The 17,828-nt window shown below is 54.4% G+C and carries 22 protein-coding genes and 1 pseudogene; 11 read left to right on the top strand and 12 right to left on the bottom strand.

What is annotated here, in order from left to right; translation table 11 throughout:
* Positions 1 to 8: 8 nt before the first annotated feature.
* Positions 9 to 680, bottom strand: coding sequence for a response regulator (locus tag ACWI0H_RS16815; protein ID WP_035561696.1), 672 nt, complete (start codon positions 678 to 680; stop codon positions 9 to 11).
* 383 nt (positions 681 to 1,063) lie between these two features.
* Between ACWI0H_RS16815 and ACWI0H_RS16810 the strand changes: the two genes are divergently transcribed.
* Positions 1,064 to 2,389, top strand: coding sequence for an IS1182 family transposase (locus ACWI0H_RS16810; RefSeq protein ID WP_035561699.1), 1,326 nt, complete (start codon positions 1,064 to 1,066; stop codon positions 2,387 to 2,389).
* Positions 2,390 to 2,741: 352 nt separating this feature from the next.
* Here ACWI0H_RS16810 and ACWI0H_RS16805 read toward each other — a convergent pair whose 3' ends face one another.
* The 4 genes from ACWI0H_RS16805 to tnpA form a co-directional block, all read right to left on the bottom strand.
* Entirely contained in the window at positions 2,742 to 4,043 is a 1,302-nt protein-coding gene (locus ACWI0H_RS16805; protein WP_035561701.1) for an IS1380 family transposase, read from the bottom strand.
* A 135-nt stretch (positions 4,044 to 4,178) separates the two neighbouring features.
* On the bottom strand, positions 4,179 to 4,844 hold the full coding sequence (locus ACWI0H_RS16800; RefSeq protein WP_485874027.1) for a response regulator transcription factor: 666 nt from the start codon (positions 4,842 to 4,844) through the stop codon (positions 4,179 to 4,181).
* Between the two features lie 14 nt (positions 4,845 to 4,858).
* Positions 4,859 to 5,392, bottom strand: coding sequence for a cupredoxin domain-containing protein (locus ACWI0H_RS16795; RefSeq protein ID WP_485874026.1), 534 nt, complete (start codon positions 5,390 to 5,392; stop codon positions 4,859 to 4,861).
* Positions 5,393 to 5,668: 276 nt separating this feature from the next.
* On the bottom strand, positions 5,669 to 6,082 hold the full coding sequence (tnpA, locus tag ACWI0H_RS16790) for an IS200/IS605 family transposase (RefSeq protein ID WP_485874025.1): 414 nt from the start codon (positions 6,080 to 6,082) through the stop codon (positions 5,669 to 5,671).
* A 56-nt stretch (positions 6,083 to 6,138) separates the two neighbouring features.
* On the opposite strand from tnpA, the gene ACWI0H_RS16785 reads away from it, so the two are divergent.
* Complete coding sequence (locus ACWI0H_RS16785; RefSeq protein WP_485874024.1) at positions 6,139 to 7,314, top strand: RNA-guided endonuclease InsQ/TnpB family protein; 1,176 nt, start codon at positions 6,139 to 6,141, stop codon at positions 7,312 to 7,314.
* Positions 7,315 to 7,440: 126 nt separating this feature from the next.
* Here the strand turns inward: ACWI0H_RS16785 and ACWI0H_RS16780 are convergent, their stop codons facing one another.
* Complete coding sequence (locus ACWI0H_RS16780; RefSeq protein ID WP_485874023.1) at positions 7,441 to 8,298, bottom strand: copper resistance D family protein; 858 nt, start codon at positions 8,296 to 8,298, stop codon at positions 7,441 to 7,443.
* Positions 8,299 to 8,349: 51 nt separating this feature from the next.
* Positions 8,350 to 8,721 carry a copper resistance CopC family protein gene (locus ACWI0H_RS16775; RefSeq protein ID WP_058577233.1) on the bottom strand — a complete coding sequence of 124 codons (372 nt, stop codon included), beginning with the start codon at positions 8,719 to 8,721 and terminating at the stop codon, positions 8,350 to 8,352.
* Between the two features lie 457 nt (positions 8,722 to 9,178).
* Here ACWI0H_RS16775 and ACWI0H_RS16770 point away from each other — a divergent pair, with 457 nt between their 5' ends.
* The 3 genes and pseudogenes from ACWI0H_RS16770 to ACWI0H_RS16760 all read left to right on the top strand — a co-directional run.
* The gene (locus tag ACWI0H_RS16770; protein WP_008957443.1) at positions 9,179 to 9,313 is read left to right on the top strand and encodes a hypothetical protein; all 135 of its coding nucleotides are present in this window, start codon (positions 9,179 to 9,181) and stop codon (positions 9,311 to 9,313) included.
* A 13-nt stretch (positions 9,314 to 9,326) separates the two neighbouring features.
* Positions 9,327 to 9,767, top strand: a complete 441-nt coding sequence (locus ACWI0H_RS16765) for a DUF411 domain-containing protein (RefSeq protein WP_008957442.1) — start codon at positions 9,327 to 9,329, stop codon at positions 9,765 to 9,767.
* 177 nt (positions 9,768 to 9,944) lie between these two features.
* Positions 9,945 to 10,208, top strand: a pseudogene (locus ACWI0H_RS16760) (IS1380 family transposase); the annotation flags it as partial.
* 6 nt (positions 10,209 to 10,214) lie between these two features.
* On the opposite strand, the gene ACWI0H_RS16755 reads toward ACWI0H_RS16760, so the two are convergent.
* Positions 10,215 to 11,072 carry a copper resistance D family protein gene (locus ACWI0H_RS16755; RefSeq protein WP_254842172.1) on the bottom strand — a complete coding sequence of 286 codons (858 nt, stop codon included), beginning with the start codon at positions 11,070 to 11,072 and terminating at the stop codon, positions 10,215 to 10,217.
* 51 nt (positions 11,073 to 11,123) lie between these two features.
* Complete coding sequence (locus tag ACWI0H_RS16750; protein WP_058577233.1) at positions 11,124 to 11,495, bottom strand: copper resistance CopC family protein; 372 nt, start codon at positions 11,493 to 11,495, stop codon at positions 11,124 to 11,126.
* 383 nt (positions 11,496 to 11,878) lie between these two features.
* Here ACWI0H_RS16750 and ACWI0H_RS16745 point away from each other — a divergent pair, with 383 nt between their 5' ends.
* Complete coding sequence (locus tag ACWI0H_RS16745; RefSeq protein ID WP_167348110.1) at positions 11,879 to 12,028, top strand: hypothetical protein; 150 nt, start codon at positions 11,879 to 11,881, stop codon at positions 12,026 to 12,028.
* Positions 12,025 to 12,462, top strand: coding sequence for a DUF411 domain-containing protein (locus tag ACWI0H_RS16740; protein WP_062363487.1), 438 nt, complete (start codon positions 12,025 to 12,027; stop codon positions 12,460 to 12,462). The genes ACWI0H_RS16745 and ACWI0H_RS16740 overlap by 4 nt, the downstream gene beginning before the upstream one ends.
* 351 nt (positions 12,463 to 12,813) lie before the next feature.
* Here the strand turns inward: ACWI0H_RS16740 and ACWI0H_RS16735 are convergent, their stop codons facing one another.
* Both ACWI0H_RS16735 and ACWI0H_RS16730 read right to left on the bottom strand, forming a co-directional pair.
* Positions 12,814 to 14,184: an MFS transporter gene (locus ACWI0H_RS16735; protein ID WP_485874022.1), complete on the bottom strand. Its 1,371-nt coding sequence runs from the start codon at positions 14,182 to 14,184 to the stop codon at positions 12,814 to 12,816.
* A gap of 34 nt (positions 14,185 to 14,218) precedes the next feature.
* Complete coding sequence (locus ACWI0H_RS16730) at positions 14,219 to 14,494, bottom strand: metal-sensing transcriptional repressor (protein WP_008957440.1); 276 nt, start codon at positions 14,492 to 14,494, stop codon at positions 14,219 to 14,221.
* A gap of 133 nt (positions 14,495 to 14,627) precedes the next feature.
* Between ACWI0H_RS16730 and ACWI0H_RS16725 the strand changes: the two genes are divergently transcribed.
* Genes ACWI0H_RS16725 through ACWI0H_RS16715 form a run of 3 tightly spaced genes read left to right on the top strand, consistent with a single transcriptional unit; the run spans position 14,628 to position 16,570 of the window.
* Positions 14,628 to 14,996: a hypothetical protein gene (locus ACWI0H_RS16725; protein ID WP_485874021.1), complete on the top strand. Its 369-nt coding sequence runs from the start codon at positions 14,628 to 14,630 to the stop codon at positions 14,994 to 14,996.
* A 52-nt stretch (positions 14,997 to 15,048) separates the two neighbouring features.
* Positions 15,049 to 15,783 carry a HupE/UreJ family protein gene (locus tag ACWI0H_RS16720; protein WP_485874020.1) on the top strand — a complete coding sequence of 245 codons (735 nt, stop codon included), beginning with the start codon at positions 15,049 to 15,051 and terminating at the stop codon, positions 15,781 to 15,783.
* 16 nt (positions 15,784 to 15,799) lie between these two features.
* Complete coding sequence (locus ACWI0H_RS16715; RefSeq protein ID WP_485874019.1) at positions 15,800 to 16,570, top strand: hypothetical protein; 771 nt, start codon at positions 15,800 to 15,802, stop codon at positions 16,568 to 16,570.
* Positions 16,571 to 16,851: 281 nt separating this feature from the next.
* Here the strand turns inward: ACWI0H_RS16715 and ACWI0H_RS16710 are convergent, their stop codons facing one another.
* The gene (locus tag ACWI0H_RS16710) at positions 16,852 to 17,175 is read right to left on the bottom strand and encodes a hypothetical protein (RefSeq protein ID WP_053856994.1); all 324 of its coding nucleotides are present in this window, start codon (positions 17,173 to 17,175) and stop codon (positions 16,852 to 16,854) included.
* A gap of 359 nt (positions 17,176 to 17,534) precedes the next feature.
* On the opposite strand from ACWI0H_RS16710, the gene ACWI0H_RS16705 reads away from it, so the two are divergent.
* Positions 17,535 to 17,762 (top strand): hypothetical protein, encoded by a 228-nt coding sequence (locus tag ACWI0H_RS16705; RefSeq protein WP_485874018.1) that lies wholly within the window; start codon positions 17,535 to 17,537, stop codon positions 17,760 to 17,762.
* Positions 17,763 to 17,828 lie beyond the last annotated feature (66 nt).

Here is a 17,828-nt window from a genome sequence, read left to right as displayed (position 1 = left end):
TCGGGCGTTCAGCGGTTAGGATCTTTTTCGAAGAAGTAGCCCTGGCCACGCAAAGTCTTGATTTTATTGCCCCCTATTATTTTTCTGAGCCTGGCTATATAGACCTGAACAACATTTCTGGTGGGGCATCTTTCTATGTTGTAGAGGGTTTCAACCAGGTCGTCCTGGGAAAACACCCGGTCCGGTGAACGGAGGAAACACTGCAAAAGGCGGAATTCCGTAGCTGTCAGTCTGAACTCTTTCTGGTCGGGCGTGGTAAGCGTTCGGTAGGTGGCGTTGAGATGAAATCCGTCGACGCTGATCTGGTCTGTCGTTCTGCCGTCCTTTCTGCGGATAATCGCACTGAGCCGGGCTTTCAGTTCATCAAACTCAAACGGTTTGGGAAGGTAATCGTCGGCACCCGCGTTCAACCCTTCTACTCTCTCAGTCCAGTTGGAGCGTGCGGTCAGAATAAGGATGGCCTCTTTTTTCCCGTTTTTTCTCCATCTTTGCATTAAAGACAGTCCATTTTCATCGGGCAGTCCGATATCGAGAATAACGGCCTGGTAGGAGCTTGTTTCAATCAACGAGTCCGCTTCTTTGCCGGTTTTGGCGATATCGACTGTGTAGTGCGCCTGCGCAAGCCAGTCCGATATTCTTTTGGCAAGTACCGCATTGTCCTCAACAATCAGAATTTTCATTTGTAAGCGCCGTTTTTCGAGGTGGGAAAGTTTCGCCAGTCTGCCATGGATTGTACCAGTAACGGCAACTCCCCAGAAAAACAGCAACCCGTTAAAAATGGGGGGTTACCGGTCGACTTTTCAGTTTGATTTCAGTTGCACCGGGTAGCGTCAACAATCGAGCCACGAACGCGAGAAGCTGTATATACATGGTTTTAGGAGCAACCTATGAGCGATAGACATTTCTATGCAGGTGTGTCCAGGCGCCGCCTTATACAAGGAGCTGCCACAATGGGACTTCTTGCCGGTTTCGACAGTTTGTTACCGGCCTATGCTAGGAGTCTGCGCGGCAGGAGCCACCTTCTGGCATAATACGTAAAAATTCTTCAGCACCGGAGAATCCGATGGGAACCACCTTCCGCCCCTATTCACCTGATCAGGAACTGCTTCTTCCCCCGAGCCTGAACGAGTGGCTGCCCGAAGGGCATCTGGCCTATTTCATCAGTGACGTGGTCGAGGAACTGGATCTGAGTGCCTTCTACGCCCGGTATGAAGGGAGCGGTCGGCGCAACTCGCCTTTCGATCCGCGGATGATGTTGAAGGTGTTGATCTATGCGTACGCGACCGGCGTGTTTTCATCACGAAAGATCGCCCGGAAGTTGGAAGAAGATGTCGCCCTTCGGGTCCTGGCGGCTGGCAATTTCCCCAGACACCGCACTATCTGCGATTTTCGCAAGCAACACCTGGCTGCGTTCAAGGCCGTATTTATTCAGGTGGTCCGGATCGCCCAGGAAGCGGAATTGGTTACTCTCGGTACGCTGGCGATTGATGGCACCAAGGTCCGGGCCAACGCCAGTAAGCACAAGGCCATGAGCTATGACCGCATGCGGGAGGAAGAAGCCCGTCTGTCAAAAGAGGTTGATGAGCTTTGTGGCCAGGCTCGCCGTGTGGATGAATCGGAAGACCAACAGTTTGGCCCGGATCAGCGGGGCGACGAGTTACCCGAAGAGCTTCAGCACCGTCAGGGGCGGCTGGACAAGATCCGGGCAGCGAAGGAGAAACTGGAAGCGGATCAAAAAACGCAAGATGAGGCCAAAGGCCGGCATCCAGACGATGATCGCCGCTCACCCAAGGGTGGCCGGAACTTCAAGAGAGATTATGGAGTTCCGGAGGACAAGGCTCAGAGTAACTTTACCGACCCCCAAAGCCGGATCATGAAAACGAATGATGGGTTCCAGCAATGCTATAACGGCCAACTGGCCGTGGATGGCGAGTTCCAGATCATCGTGGGCAACCGCCAGGGTAACAACCCCAGTGATAACGGCTGTCTGGTGCCGCTGCTGGGCGAGGTAAAAGAAACTCTGGGAAGTTACCCAGGCCAATGTCTGGCTGATGCGGGTTATCGCAAAGAGGAAGACTTGCAGGCATTGGAGACAAAAGGCATAGATGGCTACGTCTCGCTGCGCCGGGAAGGCAAAAAAACCGGAGATATAAACGCGAGCCGGTACCCGGCGACGGCCCGCATGGAGGAGAAGCTTACCACGGCGGAGGGGCGAGCAGTCTACGCTCAGCACAAGCACATGGTTGAGGCGGTGAATGGCTGGATCAAGAATGTCCTGGGCTTCCGGCAGTTCGGCTTGCGGGGCCTTCAGGCGGTGCAGGGTGAATGGGATCTTGTCTGTCTGTCGCTCAATCTCAGGCGCATGAGTTCACTGATGAGGTTGGCATAAGTCGCTGAGGCAGCCTTTGGCTCACGGTAGGTACAGCTGGGGCCCTGCGATGCCCCTTTTAACCGGTTAACTGGCTGGATCGAAAGCGATGATGGAGCCGATCCGATATCGCGAACACTCCTTCCGGCCAGACAATGATCCGGTCTGGCGGAAACGAGGGCTCAAAACGTTTCTGCCGCGCAGACTCCTAGCCCGGATTTCTCATAGGTCCCCGGCAAGTCTCGCAGACTGTGCAGGTTACCGCCACTACCGCTCATTTGCGGCCGCGATTGATTAATAACTGATCAATTTCTGTTGTCCGGACACACGGCCCCCTTTCCCCCATTGAGTCGGGCCGGGGGAGCCCAGGCTTCTATTCCGGAACCAGTTGACGCACCAGGTCAGAGAGTTCGTCTTTGTAAGGATAGGCATCGCTCATCAACACCCGTATGCGTCGAGTGTTGCGAATGATGACCGCGCCCACCTTGATCAGCTTCAGCCGCAGGTTACTGGCGCTCATTCTCTCGAAGGGGGTCTTCTTCAAGTGGGCCCGTAATCGCTCGAACAACGTGTAGGCAAAGCCCGATAAGAGCAACCGCCACTGATTGGTCCACCACCGCGTGCTGGAGGTGCGATCTGCGAACAGACACAACTGCTGATCCTTGATCCGGTTTTCCATGTCACCCCGGGCACAGTATTGCTCGTAGTAGAGTTTAACGCCGTCGTCGTAACGGGAGCTGAGAATGAACCTGGGGTTGGCACCCAGTTCGCCCTCCTCCAGACGCGCGATCACCCAGCGGGGGTGTTTCCAGGTGTGGGCCTGGTACTGGAATCGATAGGTGGCGCAGACTTTTTCACCCAGTTCGTTGTGAGCCTTGCGAACCAGCATCGAGGGTACGTCTACCTCCTTGAGCAGCCGGCTGTTCTTGCTGAGGCCCACCAGATAGTCCACGTTGTTCCGGTCGCACCAGCTCAGCAATCGGGGACGGTAAAAGCCGCTGTCACCCCGGAACACGATGCGGGTATTCGTCCAGTACTGCCGGATGAATTTCACCAGCAGGGCCAGAATGGCCCAGCTGTGGCGGCTGTCGCTTCGGTTGCTGGTGCGCAGGTAGTTCACCAGCAGATGGCGACCGCAGAACACGTACAGTGGGAAGTAACAATGGTGATTGTAGTAGGCGTTAAAGAACTTGCCGGGCTGGTCGCCATGCACCGGAACGTCGGTGCCATCAAAATCCAGCACAATTTCCTTGGGTGGAGTCTCGTGCTGTTCAATGAAGTGATGCCACAGCAGTTCGTGGGCCTTGACCACGGCCTGCCGGTCTACGCGCTGCTCCATTCGGCACAGTGTTGATTTGCCCGCCAGAATGGCCTCTTCGCCAGTCGCGGTCTGAAGTGCCTGGTCAGCGCGTAACGTTTCGTGATCGTTCAGATCTTCGTATCCGGCGGCTACGCCAAAGACCCGTTGCCGGATCATGGTTTGAAGCTTGTGGCGAACCAGTACCGGATTACGGGCATCGTCCAGCACCGTAGCCAGGCGCTGAGTGAGCTGGTGTTGGTTGTCGACTTCGCGAAGCAAAAGCAGGCCGGCATCGGAGGTGATATGACCACCGGAGAAATCGGCTTCAATTTGACGGCGAGACAGTGGCGAGAAGGTCAGTTTTTCAGGTACCATTTTGGATAGCGGCTGTTGGTGCTTGGTGAACGGTGTAAGGTCCTGAAACTATAGCACTTTCAGCCGCTTTCTTTTATCCCCTCATGAGAAATCCGGGCTAGCCAGGCGAGTAGTCGAATACGTAAACTGCGTCTATCAATGTGAAGCAAAGAAATACCCCTGACCACGTCGCGTTTGAATGACTGATTTACCGAGATAACGGCGCAGACGAGCGATGTAGACTTCCACCAAGTTAGGCGCGGCGGCATCCTGATCCAATGCATAGAGCTGCTCTAGTAGCTGCTCTTTCGAGTGAATGCGATCAGGATGCAGCATTAAGTAGCGCAGTAATCGAAACTCCGTTGCTGTTAGCGAACGCCACGTTTCTCCTTCTAAGCACACGCGTTGACCCGCCTCATCCAACGAGACACCGTTAAGCGTAATCACCGGAGATAACTGACCAGACTGCCTACGCAACAAGGCCTTCAGGCGAGCCATAAGTTCGGCTTCGTGGAAAGGCTTGGTGAGATAGTCATCGGCTCCGGTTTCAAGTCCGATAACTTTATCTTCCCAGGTATCGCGCGCCGTCAGGATCAAAATAGGCGTGTCGCGTTTTTGCCTGCGCCACTGGGCGAGCAGATCCAGCCCTGAGCCGTCGGGCAAACCGACATCTAAGATCGCCAGTTTATAATGCTCGGTTGCCATCAGCGACTTGGCCGCTTTCAATGAAGCGGCCAAGTCGACAAGGTAACCGTTGTCCTTGAGACTCTCTGCCAAGCTTTCTGCCAGCAAATCATCATCTTCGAGTAGCAACAGTTTCATGGGTCTGCGTCAGATTAGAGAGAAAAATTACCGTACATGCCGGATTCATAATGGCCGGGAATGTTACAGGCATACTCTAGCTCGTTAACATTATCAGGAACACGCCATAATAGAGACCCAGTCTCGCCAGGTGCAATGGTCACCCCTGCCATGCTCATATTGGCCATATCGTGACCATCGCCGTTTGACATATTGGACATATCGTGGCCTTCACCGTGTGCCATATTTGACATGTCATGGCCTCCGCCATTGGCCATGTTTAGCATCATCTGGCGATGTTCTTCTTGGGCTTCTTTGCTACCAATCACAAATTCATGCTCTAAATTGCCGGTGTTGGTGATTTCAAATTTAACCACCTCCCCAGCCGCCAGTTCTAGCTCTTCAGGGTCGAACCACATATCGCCAGCCTCAAGGCTGATCGTGCGGTCAACGTCAGCCTCGGTTAGGTTATTGCCACCACCGCCGTGGCCGGGTGCAGCCCATGCCGCGCTTGTTACTAGGCTTAGTGAAAGAGCAAGCAAAGGAGTTGTTAAAATGGTGTTGCGCATGGTCATTTACCTCAAAAGGGTTGTTGTCACTGCTTATTTATACGGTGTTAGCCTGAAACGAGTCTGAACCTAACGTAAAAATATGGCCTGCTACCCAAAAGCATTTCTAACATGATGATGGATCCTGCCCCCCTGATTAGAGTCAACGCTGCAGCAATGACTTTTCGTCTTGTTGGTGCAATTGCCTATGGCAGCCTCCGCCTAAACCTCAGCAAAAACCCGCGTGAACCCTCGCCCACTCGGGCGGGGAGGTAAGCGGGGGCCGCACAAGCGGCCCTATTCTGGTGTCTTCTGTCCCTGCACATAAGCCTTGAGCGTCTCGATAGTGGCTCCGCCTGCGCTACAAGCGAAATACGATCTCGACCACAGCACGGCGCTCTTGCTGAGGCGCGGAATATGGGCATTCAAGAACCGCACCCGTCGGGACGACGTGGATTTCAAATTGTTGACCAGCACACTGATCGACAGCTTCGGCGGATACTCCACGAGCAGGTGAACATGGTCTTCTTCACCATCGAACTCAAGGATGCGGCAGTCGAGTTTTTCGCAAGCTGATTCAAATGCCTCTCGGAGCTGCCCTATCATGTAGCCGTCGAACACTTTGCGCCGATACTTCGTCGTAAAAACAAGGTGGACGACTAGCCGAGTGACGCTATGCCGCCCTCGCCGATAACTTTCATACACACTCACTTTACATTCCTCGTTATAGTCCTTAATCTCTGGCTATTATAGCAGTGAGCACTGACATGCTGAAGGCCACCAAGGTACGCATCTATCCCACGACCGAGCAGGCGGAGTTCCTGAACCGCCAGTTCGGTGCGGTACGTTTCTGCTACAACACCGGCCTTCGCATCATGTCGCATCGCTACAAGCGTCACGGGCAGTCGCTGAGCGCCAAGCACGACATCAAGAAGCTGCTGCCGGTGGCCAAGAAATCGCGCAAGTACGGCTGGCTGAAAGAGGCGGATTCCATGGCGCTCCAGCAGTCTTGCATCAACCTTGATCATGCCTTCCAGCGCTTCTTCGACCCCAAGCAGAAGGCCGGCTATCCGCGCTTCAAGAGCAAGCGGGGCAAGCAGTCCAGCTATCACTGCGTCGGCGTCAAGGCCGGCGACAACTGGATCAAGGTGCCCAAACTGGGGCCGATCAAGGCCAAAGTTCACCGGCCTGTTGACGGCAAGCTCAAGAGCATCACGCTGTCGCGCACGGTCACCGGCAAGCACTACGCCTCGCTGCTCTTTGATACCGACCAGGCGACCCCCGTGCCGACCATGGACGTTGATACCTCTCGCGTCGTCGGACTGGACATGGGGCTATCCCATCTTGCTATCGACTCAAATGGCCGCAAGGTCGCCAATCCGCGCTTCCTCAAGCAGGCGCAGAAGAACCTCAAGCGCAAACAGCAGGCATTGTCACGCACGAAGAAGGGCAGCGCCCGCCGGGCCAAGGCACGGTTACTCGTCGCCAAGGCGTATGAGCGGGTCGCCAATGCCCGCAACGACTTCCAGCACAAGCTCTCTCGACAGATCGTTGACGATAATCAAGCGGTGATCGTCGAGACGCTGAAGGTCAGCAACATGATGAAAAACACCTGCATCGCCAAGCACATCGGCGATGCGTCCTGGCATGCCTTGATGACCAAGCTGGACTACAAGGTCAGGGAGCAGGGCAAGCATCTGGTCAAGATTGATCCGTGGTTTGCCAGTTCCAAGACCTGCCATGTCTGCCAGCACAAGATGGACGCCATACCGTTGAACGTCCGGTCGTGGGAGTGCCCCGCCTGCCACACACAGCACGACCGGGACATCAACGCGGCGCTGAACATCAAGCATCAAGGCATTATCGAGCTGAAGGCGGAAGGGCTGTCCGTCTCTGCCCATGGAGGCTTGCGTAAGTCCGGCACATCGTCGGCAGCTGCCTGAGAAGTGGGAAGCCTCGCCCGTGGCGCGTCAGCGCTTAGGGCGGGGAGCAGTCACCGTAAGGCCCATAAGAAGGAGACCGTTAATTTCGAGCTCTGGAACGGCTCAACAAGGTGGTTGACCTGTTAGTCACCCATTCGGTGATGTCACCCTTGTCAGCACCGCCGTGATCAGCAGGATAACCACGACCAGCACCACCTCCAGCGCAATACTGCGCTGCAAACGTCGTGGGGCTGTTGCATCGCCGCTCTCAAAGGCAGGTACAAGCCGCCACTTGTTCGCGGCAGCAAATAACAGCAGCACCGCGACAATCAATACTTTGCCGATCAAGAACTGTCCATATGCCGTGGTGAGCAGGGGTGTGAGACCGCCTGTTAGCAGCGTGGCCAAAGTGACGCCCGCCAGTACCAACACGCCAACTCCGCCCATGGCGATTTTCCCGAAACGGGTCAGAATGTGGGCGGTATTGTCCTGGTTGTGACCCCGTCCTACTAAATGGAACAGCGGCCAAAGCGAGGCCACCCAAAATGCTGCCGCCATCAGGTGAACGATCAGCAAGCCAGCCAGAACGAGGCGTGGGGTGTTTACTGTATGCCCCACCTGCACGAATGCCAGCATCACCAATAAAACGCCTACTAGGCTCACGCTGTTGGCTGTTTTCGAGAGCGCTAAGTTATTAAGCTGAATCGCCTGAACCAGCAGCAAGCCAGCTACCGCCAGCATTAGCCGGCCCCCGGACGCACCCTCAAACACGATTCCGAGCAGCATTGGGTTGGTTGCAGCAGCGATATTGCCGCCCCCAAGGTAACCAGCTTCTAAAGGCCACTGGAACAGAATCAGAATGACCCCCGCCCAGGCAGCAAAGACGCCCATGCGGGCGACGCGCCTCCGGTCGTGATCAGGGAGTCGGGGAAACGCTAGACGAAACAACACGGCCCCCGTCGCGACTAGGGCACTAAGGTAAACCCCAGCCGCCACGAGAATCATCGCGACGGTCCAGACGTCGAGGCTATTTACGGAGAACCACCAGGCCACGGGTCAGGGCTCGACCGAGAAGTTAAAACCGTCGGACATCATGTGCCCGTCATCCGATAGGCCACGCCAGCGCACCTGGTAATCCCCAGCCGAAAGAGTGTCACTGGGCTTTACGAAGTAGCGATCGACCTGTTCACTGCCTGGCTGACCATCAAGAGGAACGGGGCCGTTTGGGCCTGTCACTTCAAACTGGGTGATGCGCATCATGCCACCAAACTCGATGCCAATCTCTGCTGGGGAATCCTGAATGGTGACGCCATCCCTCGGTAAAGTGTTTGCGAGGCCTTCATGGGCCAGTGCCGGGATTGCTAGCGACAGCAACAGCGTTGCTAAGGAAGCGTGAATGATAGGGAGCGAACTCTTCTTCTTTTGCATACCGTATCCTTATGTTTTTCAGGGTTGAATGGATATTGTTACTTCATCGCGGAGGCGCTAAAACTGATTCGGTTGAGCCTTCTTACATCGTTCATTTTCCCTGTTTGGCGAACAAGGCGCATGGCGTCGTATGAATCTTCAAAGAAATGTGTAGGTGTTATAGCGTGCCAACCTGAAGCAGGGCTGAAAATGGCGGAAAAAATGATCTGTGACAACACTTAGGTATTGGGATCGGCTTCTCCTTTACCTTTGGGCCACCTATAGGTTGTAGGCTTATAACGAAAGCTAACTCCGCCTTCTTCCATTTTTAATGGATAAGGCGATGTCTCGACCAGCAACATGATGAGGGGAAATATCATGGTTAAGCACAGGATGAACTTTGCCATTGGTCGGGCTGCAATCCTCAGTATCTTAAGTAGCGCCATCTTCGCTCAAGGCATAAACCAGGAGTGATGTCATGATGAACGCGGAATGTTTTGCTTTTATGGGGTCAATGGGGTGGCTAGGCTGGTTGATGCCCCTGGCCATGCTGTTATTAATTGGCTTGGCGATCGCTTCGCTGGCCAAGTACCTCTTCAGTCGTTCACGCTAAGGAGTTGAAAATAATGCAACATATGAGCACCAAGCTTTTACTCTCTGGTTCCATGCTGCTTGGGGCGGTCTCCGCCCAGGCGGCGTTACCGCCAGAGGCAACATTGTATAAAAACCCCCAGTGCGGCTGCTGTGACGCTTATGCACGCCATCTTGAAGAGCTCGGCGTAGAAGTGACGATTATTGACGATGTAGAGCTGGGTGATATTAAGCAGCAGGCAGGCGTGCCCTATGGCCTGGGTTCATGCCATACCATTGAGATGGGCGAGTATTGGATCGAAGGCCACGTTCCAATGGAAGCCGTGCAGGCGCTGTTTGAGGAACAACCCGATATTGACGGTATCGGTTTGGCGGGTATGCCCATTGGCACACCGGGTATGCCGGGGCCACAAGAAAGCCCTTACAATGTGTACACGTTTACAGGCCAGGAAGATGAGCCATTTATGACCCTTTAGTAGGGTGATAAAAGCTCGCCTGCTGTCTGCACGCCGTTCTAACGGACTCTTGTAGTACAGCAGGCGCATTCAAGTCATACATTACCCTGAATCCGTGAGACCGGCCCCCGGAAGCACTTCTAACCCACTGACCTGCATGGCAATATAGCCATTATCGCCATTCACCCAGACAGTGCCATGCCCAACATAAAGTTCCGCGCCAGTCGCCGCACCCTCACCAGCCACGCCGGGCTGTCCATCATCGGGCAATGCTTCGAGATCGCTGGCGTCGACAGCATCGACAGCCGCTTCCCCACCACGCTGGGCATGCGCACCAGTGACGTGATCAAGAGCTACCTGGGCCTGCTGTGTCTGGGCATGAGCGACTATGACGCCATCGAGAACTTCCGCCGCGACAAGCCGTTCCAGCAGCTGCTGACCCTGCAGAAGGTGCCGAGCGCGGGTTAGTCACCCATTCGGTGATGACACTCTTGTCAGCACTGCCGTGATCAACAAGATAACCGCGACCAGCACCATCTCCAGTGCAATACTTCTCTGTAACCGTCCTGGGGCTGTTGCGTCGCCGCTCTCAAAGGCCGGCACAAGCCGCCACTTGTTCGCGGCAGCAAATAACAGTAGCGCCGCCACAATCAATACCTTGCCGATCAAGAGCTGTCCATATGCCGTGGTGAGCAGGGGTGTGAGACCGCCTGTTAGCAGCGTGGCCAAAGTGACGCCCGCGAGTACCAACAAGCCGACTCCGCCCATGGCGATTTTCCCGAAACGGGTCAGAATGTGGGCGGTATTGTCCTGGTTGTGACCCCGTCCTACTAAATGGAACAGCGGCCAAAGCGAGGCCACCCAAAATGCTGCCGCCATCAGGTGAACGATCAGCAAGCCAGCCAGAACGAGGCGTGGGGTGTTTACTGTATGCCCCACCTGCACGAATGCCAGCATCACCAATAAAACGCCTACTAGGCTCACGCTGTTGGCTGTTTTCGAGAGCGCTAAGTTATTAAGCTGAATCGCCTGAACCAGCAGCAAGCCAGCTACCGCCAGCATTAGCCGGCCCCCGGACGCACCCTCAAACACGATTCCGAGCAGCATTGGGTTGGTTGCAGCAGCGATATTGCCGCCCCCAAGGTAACCAGCTTCTAAAGGCCACTGGAACAGAATCAGAATGACCCCCGCCCAGGCAGCAAAGACGCCCATGCGGGCGACGCGCCTCCGGTCGTGATCAGGGAGTCGGGGAAACGCTAGACGAAACAACACGGCCCCCGTCGCGACTAGGGCACTAAGGTAAACCCCAGCCGCCACGAGAATCATCGCGACGGTCCAGACGTCGAGGCTATTTACGGAGAACCACCAGGCCACGGGTCAGGGCTCGACCGAGAAGTTAAAACCGTCGGACATCATGTGCCCGTCATCCGATAGGCCACGCCAGCGCACCTGGTAATCCCCAGCCGAAAGAGTGTCACTGGGCTTTACGAAGTAGCGATCGACCTGTTCACTGCCTGGCTGACCATCAAGAGGAACGGGGCCGTTTGGGCCTGTCACTTCAAACTGGGTGATGCGCATCATGCCACCAAACTCGATGCCAATCTCTGCTGGGGAATCCTGAATGGTGACGCCATCCCTCGGTAAAGTGTTTGCGAGGCCTTCATGGGCCAGTGCCGGGATTGCTAGCGACAGCAACAGCGTTGCTAAGGAAGCGTGAATGATAGGGAGCGAACTCTTCTTCTTTTGCATACCGTATCCTTATGTTTTTCAGGGTTGAATGGATATTGTTACTTCATCGCGGAGGCGCTAAAACTGATTCGGTTGAGCCTTGGTTAGGTTATTGTCACCACCGCCGTGGCCGGGCGCAGCCCATGCGGCGCTGGTTACCAGACTTACTGAAAGGGCAAACAAAGACGTTGTTAAAGTGGTTTTGCGCATGGTTATTTCCCTCAGGGGTGATTGTCACCCGTTTTTTATACGGTGTTAACCTGAAACGAGCCTGAACCCAGCGGGCAAAATATGATCTGTAGCAACCTTTCGTTGTCCGCAAGGTTGCAAGGCTTGACCTTAGGGTAACCCCAAGGTTGTATGCTTACAGCGTTATTACTTACTGACTTGTTAGGAGACTAACCATGATGAACGCAGATTGTTTTGCTTTTATGAGCTCCATGAGTTGGTTTGGTTGGTTAATGCCGCTCACTTTTTTACTGTTGATAGGGCTGGGTATCGCCTCGTTAGTCAAGTACTTGTTTAGCCACGCACCTCAAGGAGACCGCTCATGAAGCGATTTACCGCTACGGTTTTATCTAGTGTTTTGGCCCTAGGAGCCGCCTCGGCTCAGGCCGCATTGCCGGATGAAGCCACGCTTTACCAAAACCCCCAGTGCGGCTGCTGTGACGCTTATGCACGCCATCTTGAAGAGCTCGGCGTAGAAGTGACGATTATTGACGATGTAGAGCTGGGTGATATTAAGCAGCAGGCAGGCGTGCCCTATGGCCTGGGTTCATGCCATACCATTGAGATGGGCGAGTATTGGATCGAAGGCCACGTTCCAATGGAAGCCGTGCAGGCGCTGTTTGAGGAACAACCCGATATTGACGGTATCGGTTTGGCGGGTATGCCCATTGGCACACCGGGTATGCCGGGGCCACAAGAAAGCCCTTACAATGTGTACACGTTTACAGGCCAGGAAGATGAGCCATTTATGACCCTTTAGTAGGGTGATAAAAGCTCGCCTGCTGTCTGCACGCCGTTCTAACGGACTCTTGTAGTACAGCAGGCGCATTCAAGTCATACATTACTAAAACGAAAGCGCTGTATTAAACTTAGGATTTACTTTGCTAGTGCGTTACGGGTCGATTCGTTACGGTAAGCTAAAAATAAGATTGCGTCGTTTTCTTTACACCTACACATTGCCACACTAGCAAGCCTGTTAAAGCTTACTTTGCGCAAAAACCTCCTATTAATATTACGCCTTAATAAAAGGTGAGCATGTTGTATACCCGCGTTAGTAAGATTGGCAGTTCGCATCCCACGTTTATTTCCCAAGCCCGCGTCCTTACTCGTTTTACGATGGCCAATGGGAATGGTGGTCATCGATAACAAAGACGTGCCCATGTGAGCCTGGGGAATGATGGTGGGAATGGCGATGAGGTTCCGGCCCCTCCCATCCCTCATGTTCGTGCTGATGATGTTCATCGTGGTAGTGCAGGTGGGTGTGACTTTGGGCAGCGTGCTCGTGCTCAAGAGCCATCGGGTCATGTGCGTGCCAGATAAGGGCCGCGAGCCCCGTTGCCGCCAGGGCCACCGTTCCCAGCAAAGCGAACGTACCCGTCAGTCCCAGGTTCACTCCCAGCCAGCCTGCCAACGGATAGGTGACTAGCCAACAGCTGTGTGACAACGAGAACTGGGCAGCAAACAGCGCTGGACGCTCCTCCGGCTGGCATGAACGTTTGAGCAGGCGCCCGGTGGGGGTCATGACCAACGAGGCCCCAGCGCCCAGCAGTAACCATAGCCCGACAAGCCCCGCAAACGATGGGCCCAGCCAGCCCAGGTAGAGGCTGAGTGCCATCATAACGCCACCCAGCAGCATGACTGGCCGCTCGGACACCCGTTCCAGCACCTTGGGCAGCAGTAAGGCTATTAGCATGGAGCCCCCGCCTGCGGCGGCAAAGGCCAGTGCGACTTCTTTCTCGCCCAAATTCAACACCGAGCGTACGAGTACCACCGTGTTGACGATCTGCATGGCCCCGGCGGCTGATACCGCCAGGCTCAACGCCAGCAGCCCGCGCAGCCGGGGCGTCTTTAGGTAAATCCGCATACCATGAGTAACGCGACGCCAGACGCCGGGGGCTTCCTCTAGGGGGTGAGACGCAGGCAGGATCACCGATATAACCAGGGCGGCAGAGATAACGAAGGCCAGAGCATTGATTACAAACAGGACATCAAAACCCATCACCATCAGCAATGCCGCCGCCGCCATCGGGCTAAGAAGGTTCTCTAAATCATAGGCGAGACGCGACAGGGACAATGCTCGTGTGTACTGCTCTTCGTCTTCGAGAATGTCAGGGATCATCGCCTGGAAAACGGGCGTAAAGCCAGCTGAACAAGCATTGAGCAGAAAGATCAGCACATAGATCTGCCACACTTCGGTAACAAAAGGCAGTGCGCAAACCACGGCTGCACGCAGCAAGTCCAGGCTAACCAATAAGGTGCGCCGAGGCAGGCGTGATGCATAAGCGCCGACCAAAGGGGCAATGCCCACGTAAGCGACCATCTTGATCGCCAGCGCCGTGCCTAGCACGACGCCCGCCTGACCTTCAGCAAGATCGTGAGCCAGCAACGCCAGCGCAACCGTGGTCAGGCCAGTGCCGATCAGTGCAATGACCTGCGCTAGAAAGAGATGGCGGTAGACGCGGTGGGCGAGTACATCGAGCATAGAACTTCCTCAAATGAGGGGTGCCTAAAAGCGCTTACAGGTAGCGTGCAATCGTCTTGAACTCTTCAGCCCGTGCCCGTTGCGTTTGATTCTGAGTACCCAGGGCTTCGTCTAGGCAGTGGTCGATGTGATCCAGCACTAAGGTGCGTTTAGCTTGCTGAATGGCTTTTTCTACCGCATGGAGTTGTTGAGCGATGTCCAGACAGTGGCGTCCATCCTCTACCATCTGGGTCACACTCGAAAGGTGCCCCCGAGCGCGGTTCAGGCGCTTGACGATATCGGGATGTGACTGGTGAGTATGCATTGTCATTTTCTTTTCCCTTATTATATTCCTATCCCCCCGGAGGGGATGGTAATCTATCGCCGTTATTCTGCCAACGCTATGGTTCAAGGCAGACGGTTATCTATTTTTATGATTTTTACTTTTATCCTGGTTGCTCTACATGCTCAATCGGCTGCGCCACCGCCTTGGCTATCTGACCTTTCTGTTGCTGTTCCTGCCTAGCCTGGTAATCACCAGTGTGGGTGAGGCGCGTGCGCATGGGGCGGCGAGCGTGATGGGGGTTGAGCCATCTCAACACGAGAATGTACAGAAAGGCCATGGGCATACCCATGGTCACGAGCATGAGGACGGCCGCCATCTCCATAACGAGAGTGGCAGCCACTTTCACGAAAAAGCGGATAGGCTCGGATCGGGCATTGCCATTGAGCCGAGCTTCCGCAACACCCAGCGGCTAGGTGAACGAAGCGGTCTACCGTTGCGTCGCGTCTACCGCTTTGAGCGTCCTCCACGGCCTGTCATTGCTGGATGACTGAGGCCGTCTGCCTGACGGCCATTCCCAATGACAGACCCGTGGAGGTTTTATGTTTCCATCCCAAATAGGGGGTGCGTTCGGCTTGTCTGCTATGAACCGGCGCCACGCACTGACCCTTCTCACATTGCTGGTGTTGCTCCTGGGAGCCAGCGGTGAAGCCCTTGCCCACGCTGTTGCTGAAGGCGACAAAGGGTATATCCAGGAGATCTATGGCGTTCACCTGATGTCGTTCGTTTATCTCGGTGCCAAGCACATGGTGACGGGGTATGACCACATCCTGTTTTTGCTAGGGGTGATTTTTTTCCTCTATCGAATGCAGCATATCGCCATCTACGTCAGCCTCTTCGCCATCGGTCACTCTACGACCATGCTGCTAGGGGTGTACTTTAATATCGGCATCAATAGCTACCTTATCGATGCCATCATCGGTCTCTCCGTTGTCTACAAGGCACTCGATAACATCGGTGCTTATCAGCGCTGGTTCGGCTTTCAGCCCAATACCAAGGTGGCGACGCTGGTCTTCGGCCTGTTCCATGGCTTTGGACTGTCGAGCAAGATCATTGAGTACGATATCGCTTCTGATGGATTAGTCCCCAATCTCCTGGCGTTCAACGTTGGGGTAGAGATCGGCCAGCTACTGGCCCTGAGTGCCATCCTTATCGTGATGGGTTTCTGGCGACGCACCAATGGCTTCTTACGCCACGCCTACACCGCTAACGTCGCCATGATGTGCGCTGGCTTTATGCTGGTTGGTTATCAGCTCACCGGCTATTTCATCGCCTAATTCAGGAGAGACCCAAATGTACAATACCGACCTTCCCACCCGTGCCGAGTTACCGTCAACAGGTAAGTTACTTCGTTCTACGCTGATGGCAGCCGTCATTGCAGTCGCTTTGCTGATCACCGTCGTGCTGCCTGCTGAGTATGCCATTGACCCCACCGGCGCTGGCCGCTTGTTGGGGCTGACCGAGATGGGTGAAATCAAGACCCAACTAGCCGAGGAGGCCGAGCTTGACCAGGCTAATGACGAAGCCGCTGCCATGCAGGCATCACAAACCAGCACACCTCAAGAATCAGCAAGTGATAACCCGCCCACGGCTGCAAACACTGCTGCTCAACAGGCTTCAGACGTAGAGCCGGAGCAAGTAGCCTCCTTGGTACCTGACCAAGAGATGGTGCAGCCCGAGGCTAGCGTAGCGCTTGCTGACGCTTTGGCCGCTGAAGAGGCAGCCTCCCAGGCAACTGAAGAAGCTGCCACATGGGGCGATGAAGTGAGCTTCACCCTCACACCGGGCGAGGGCACCGAGTACAAGCTGACGATGGAAGAAGGCGCTGTCGCGACATTCGCTTGGACGTCCGATGGGGGACCACTTAATTTCGACACCCACGGTGACGGAAATGGCAACTCGATCAGCTATGAGAAAGGACGCGGCGTGCCCGAAGATGAGGGAGAACTGGAAGCCGCGTTCACCGGTAACCACGGTTGGTTCTTTCGCAATCGCAATGATAACGACGTGACCGTGGTGTTGCGTGTTGGAGGGGACTATGGGGAGCTGAACAAGGTTCTCTAAAGCAGTGGCCCCTAGCGCTCTCCTGAGCGTTAGGGGCTTTTGCCATCAGCGTCGCTACATTGATGGGAAACCGTCTACAGAATTAGATGAGATAGTGGTCGTTGGGTTATCTGATTTAATATAATATTTAGGCATATATGCGAAAGATCTGAAAGTCTTCTATTGGCCGGTTAGCGACGGTCTGATTCCTACCATCGCTATACAAACGGGACTATCCGGTATTACTCAGTGGTTACGCGTACTGAAAGCTACATAAAACGTAAAACAAGCGATAGGCCGGGTTAAGCATATCCGCCCTGGCGAATATGGGCTATGTACGCGATTACCTCGTAAGCTTTTCCTTGAGCGGCTAGTTGCTGGGCTGTCTGTCCACCGAGGGCCGAAATGGGATATGTTTGATACCATGCCCAGGCGGAGGATCGAGAGCCTGCCCAAGGTTCGATCTGGTCCAAAATAGTTTGAATTAACTTTTCTCGATCTTGCCTTTCGTTCTGGTAATCGCGGTAGCGGGCCCATACAAGGCCGGCTCCGAACATGAGTAGAGCGGAGAAAAGAATGCCGAGAGGGAGAAGTATAGCCAAAGCATCAGGCGATAAAGATGGCATGTCTAGACTCTCCTTCGGTGTTTAGGGTTCGCATTATGACTTGTTTCGTTAAGATAAAAATTTCCGAAACGAGGGTGATTATCTTTGAGACAGCCTCGTTTAAATAACGGCATCCAGGCCGACCGTAGTTGGATAATCTACGCTCGTCGCGGTTATCTATAAATTTATCATATTCAACCAGCCGTGTGGTTTTGGCCAGGTACTGCTCAAGCCACCTATTGCCCGTCTGGCGCTAGGTCGTGATTCTATCGGCTCCTTTTGGCCTTCAAGTACCACGTGCAACCTGTCGGCGATTAGCGTTAAAGTGAACCAAATCAATAAATTAAGAAAGATTAATATGCTTCAGGTGGCTGACTACGATGGCTATACGAAAAATAAGTGATCTTAAGCCGGTTTTTAGTGGTGAAAACGTTGTCGAATGGCAATCGCCAGCGGGTACAAGGTTTCGTTACGAGCGGGATCGCTGTGCAGTGGGTCAGGAAATGTTGCCAGGAAGCGAAGTGTACGATTGGTACGTGCTGGCTAAGAGTGATCTTAGCCATGCCAAGAGGATGGTGTTTCGATTAATTAATGAAGATGAATTCTGAACATTACAACAAAGAGTCATTTCGTAGAGGCCACTCGGGCCGGCGCTGAATTAGAGCAATCAATAC

It is taken from the genome of Halomonas sp. NYA30 (genome assembly GCF_976980765.1).
The sequence above is the reverse complement of the archived record's forward strand: the minus strand, read 5'-3'. Positions and strand labels throughout refer to the sequence as shown.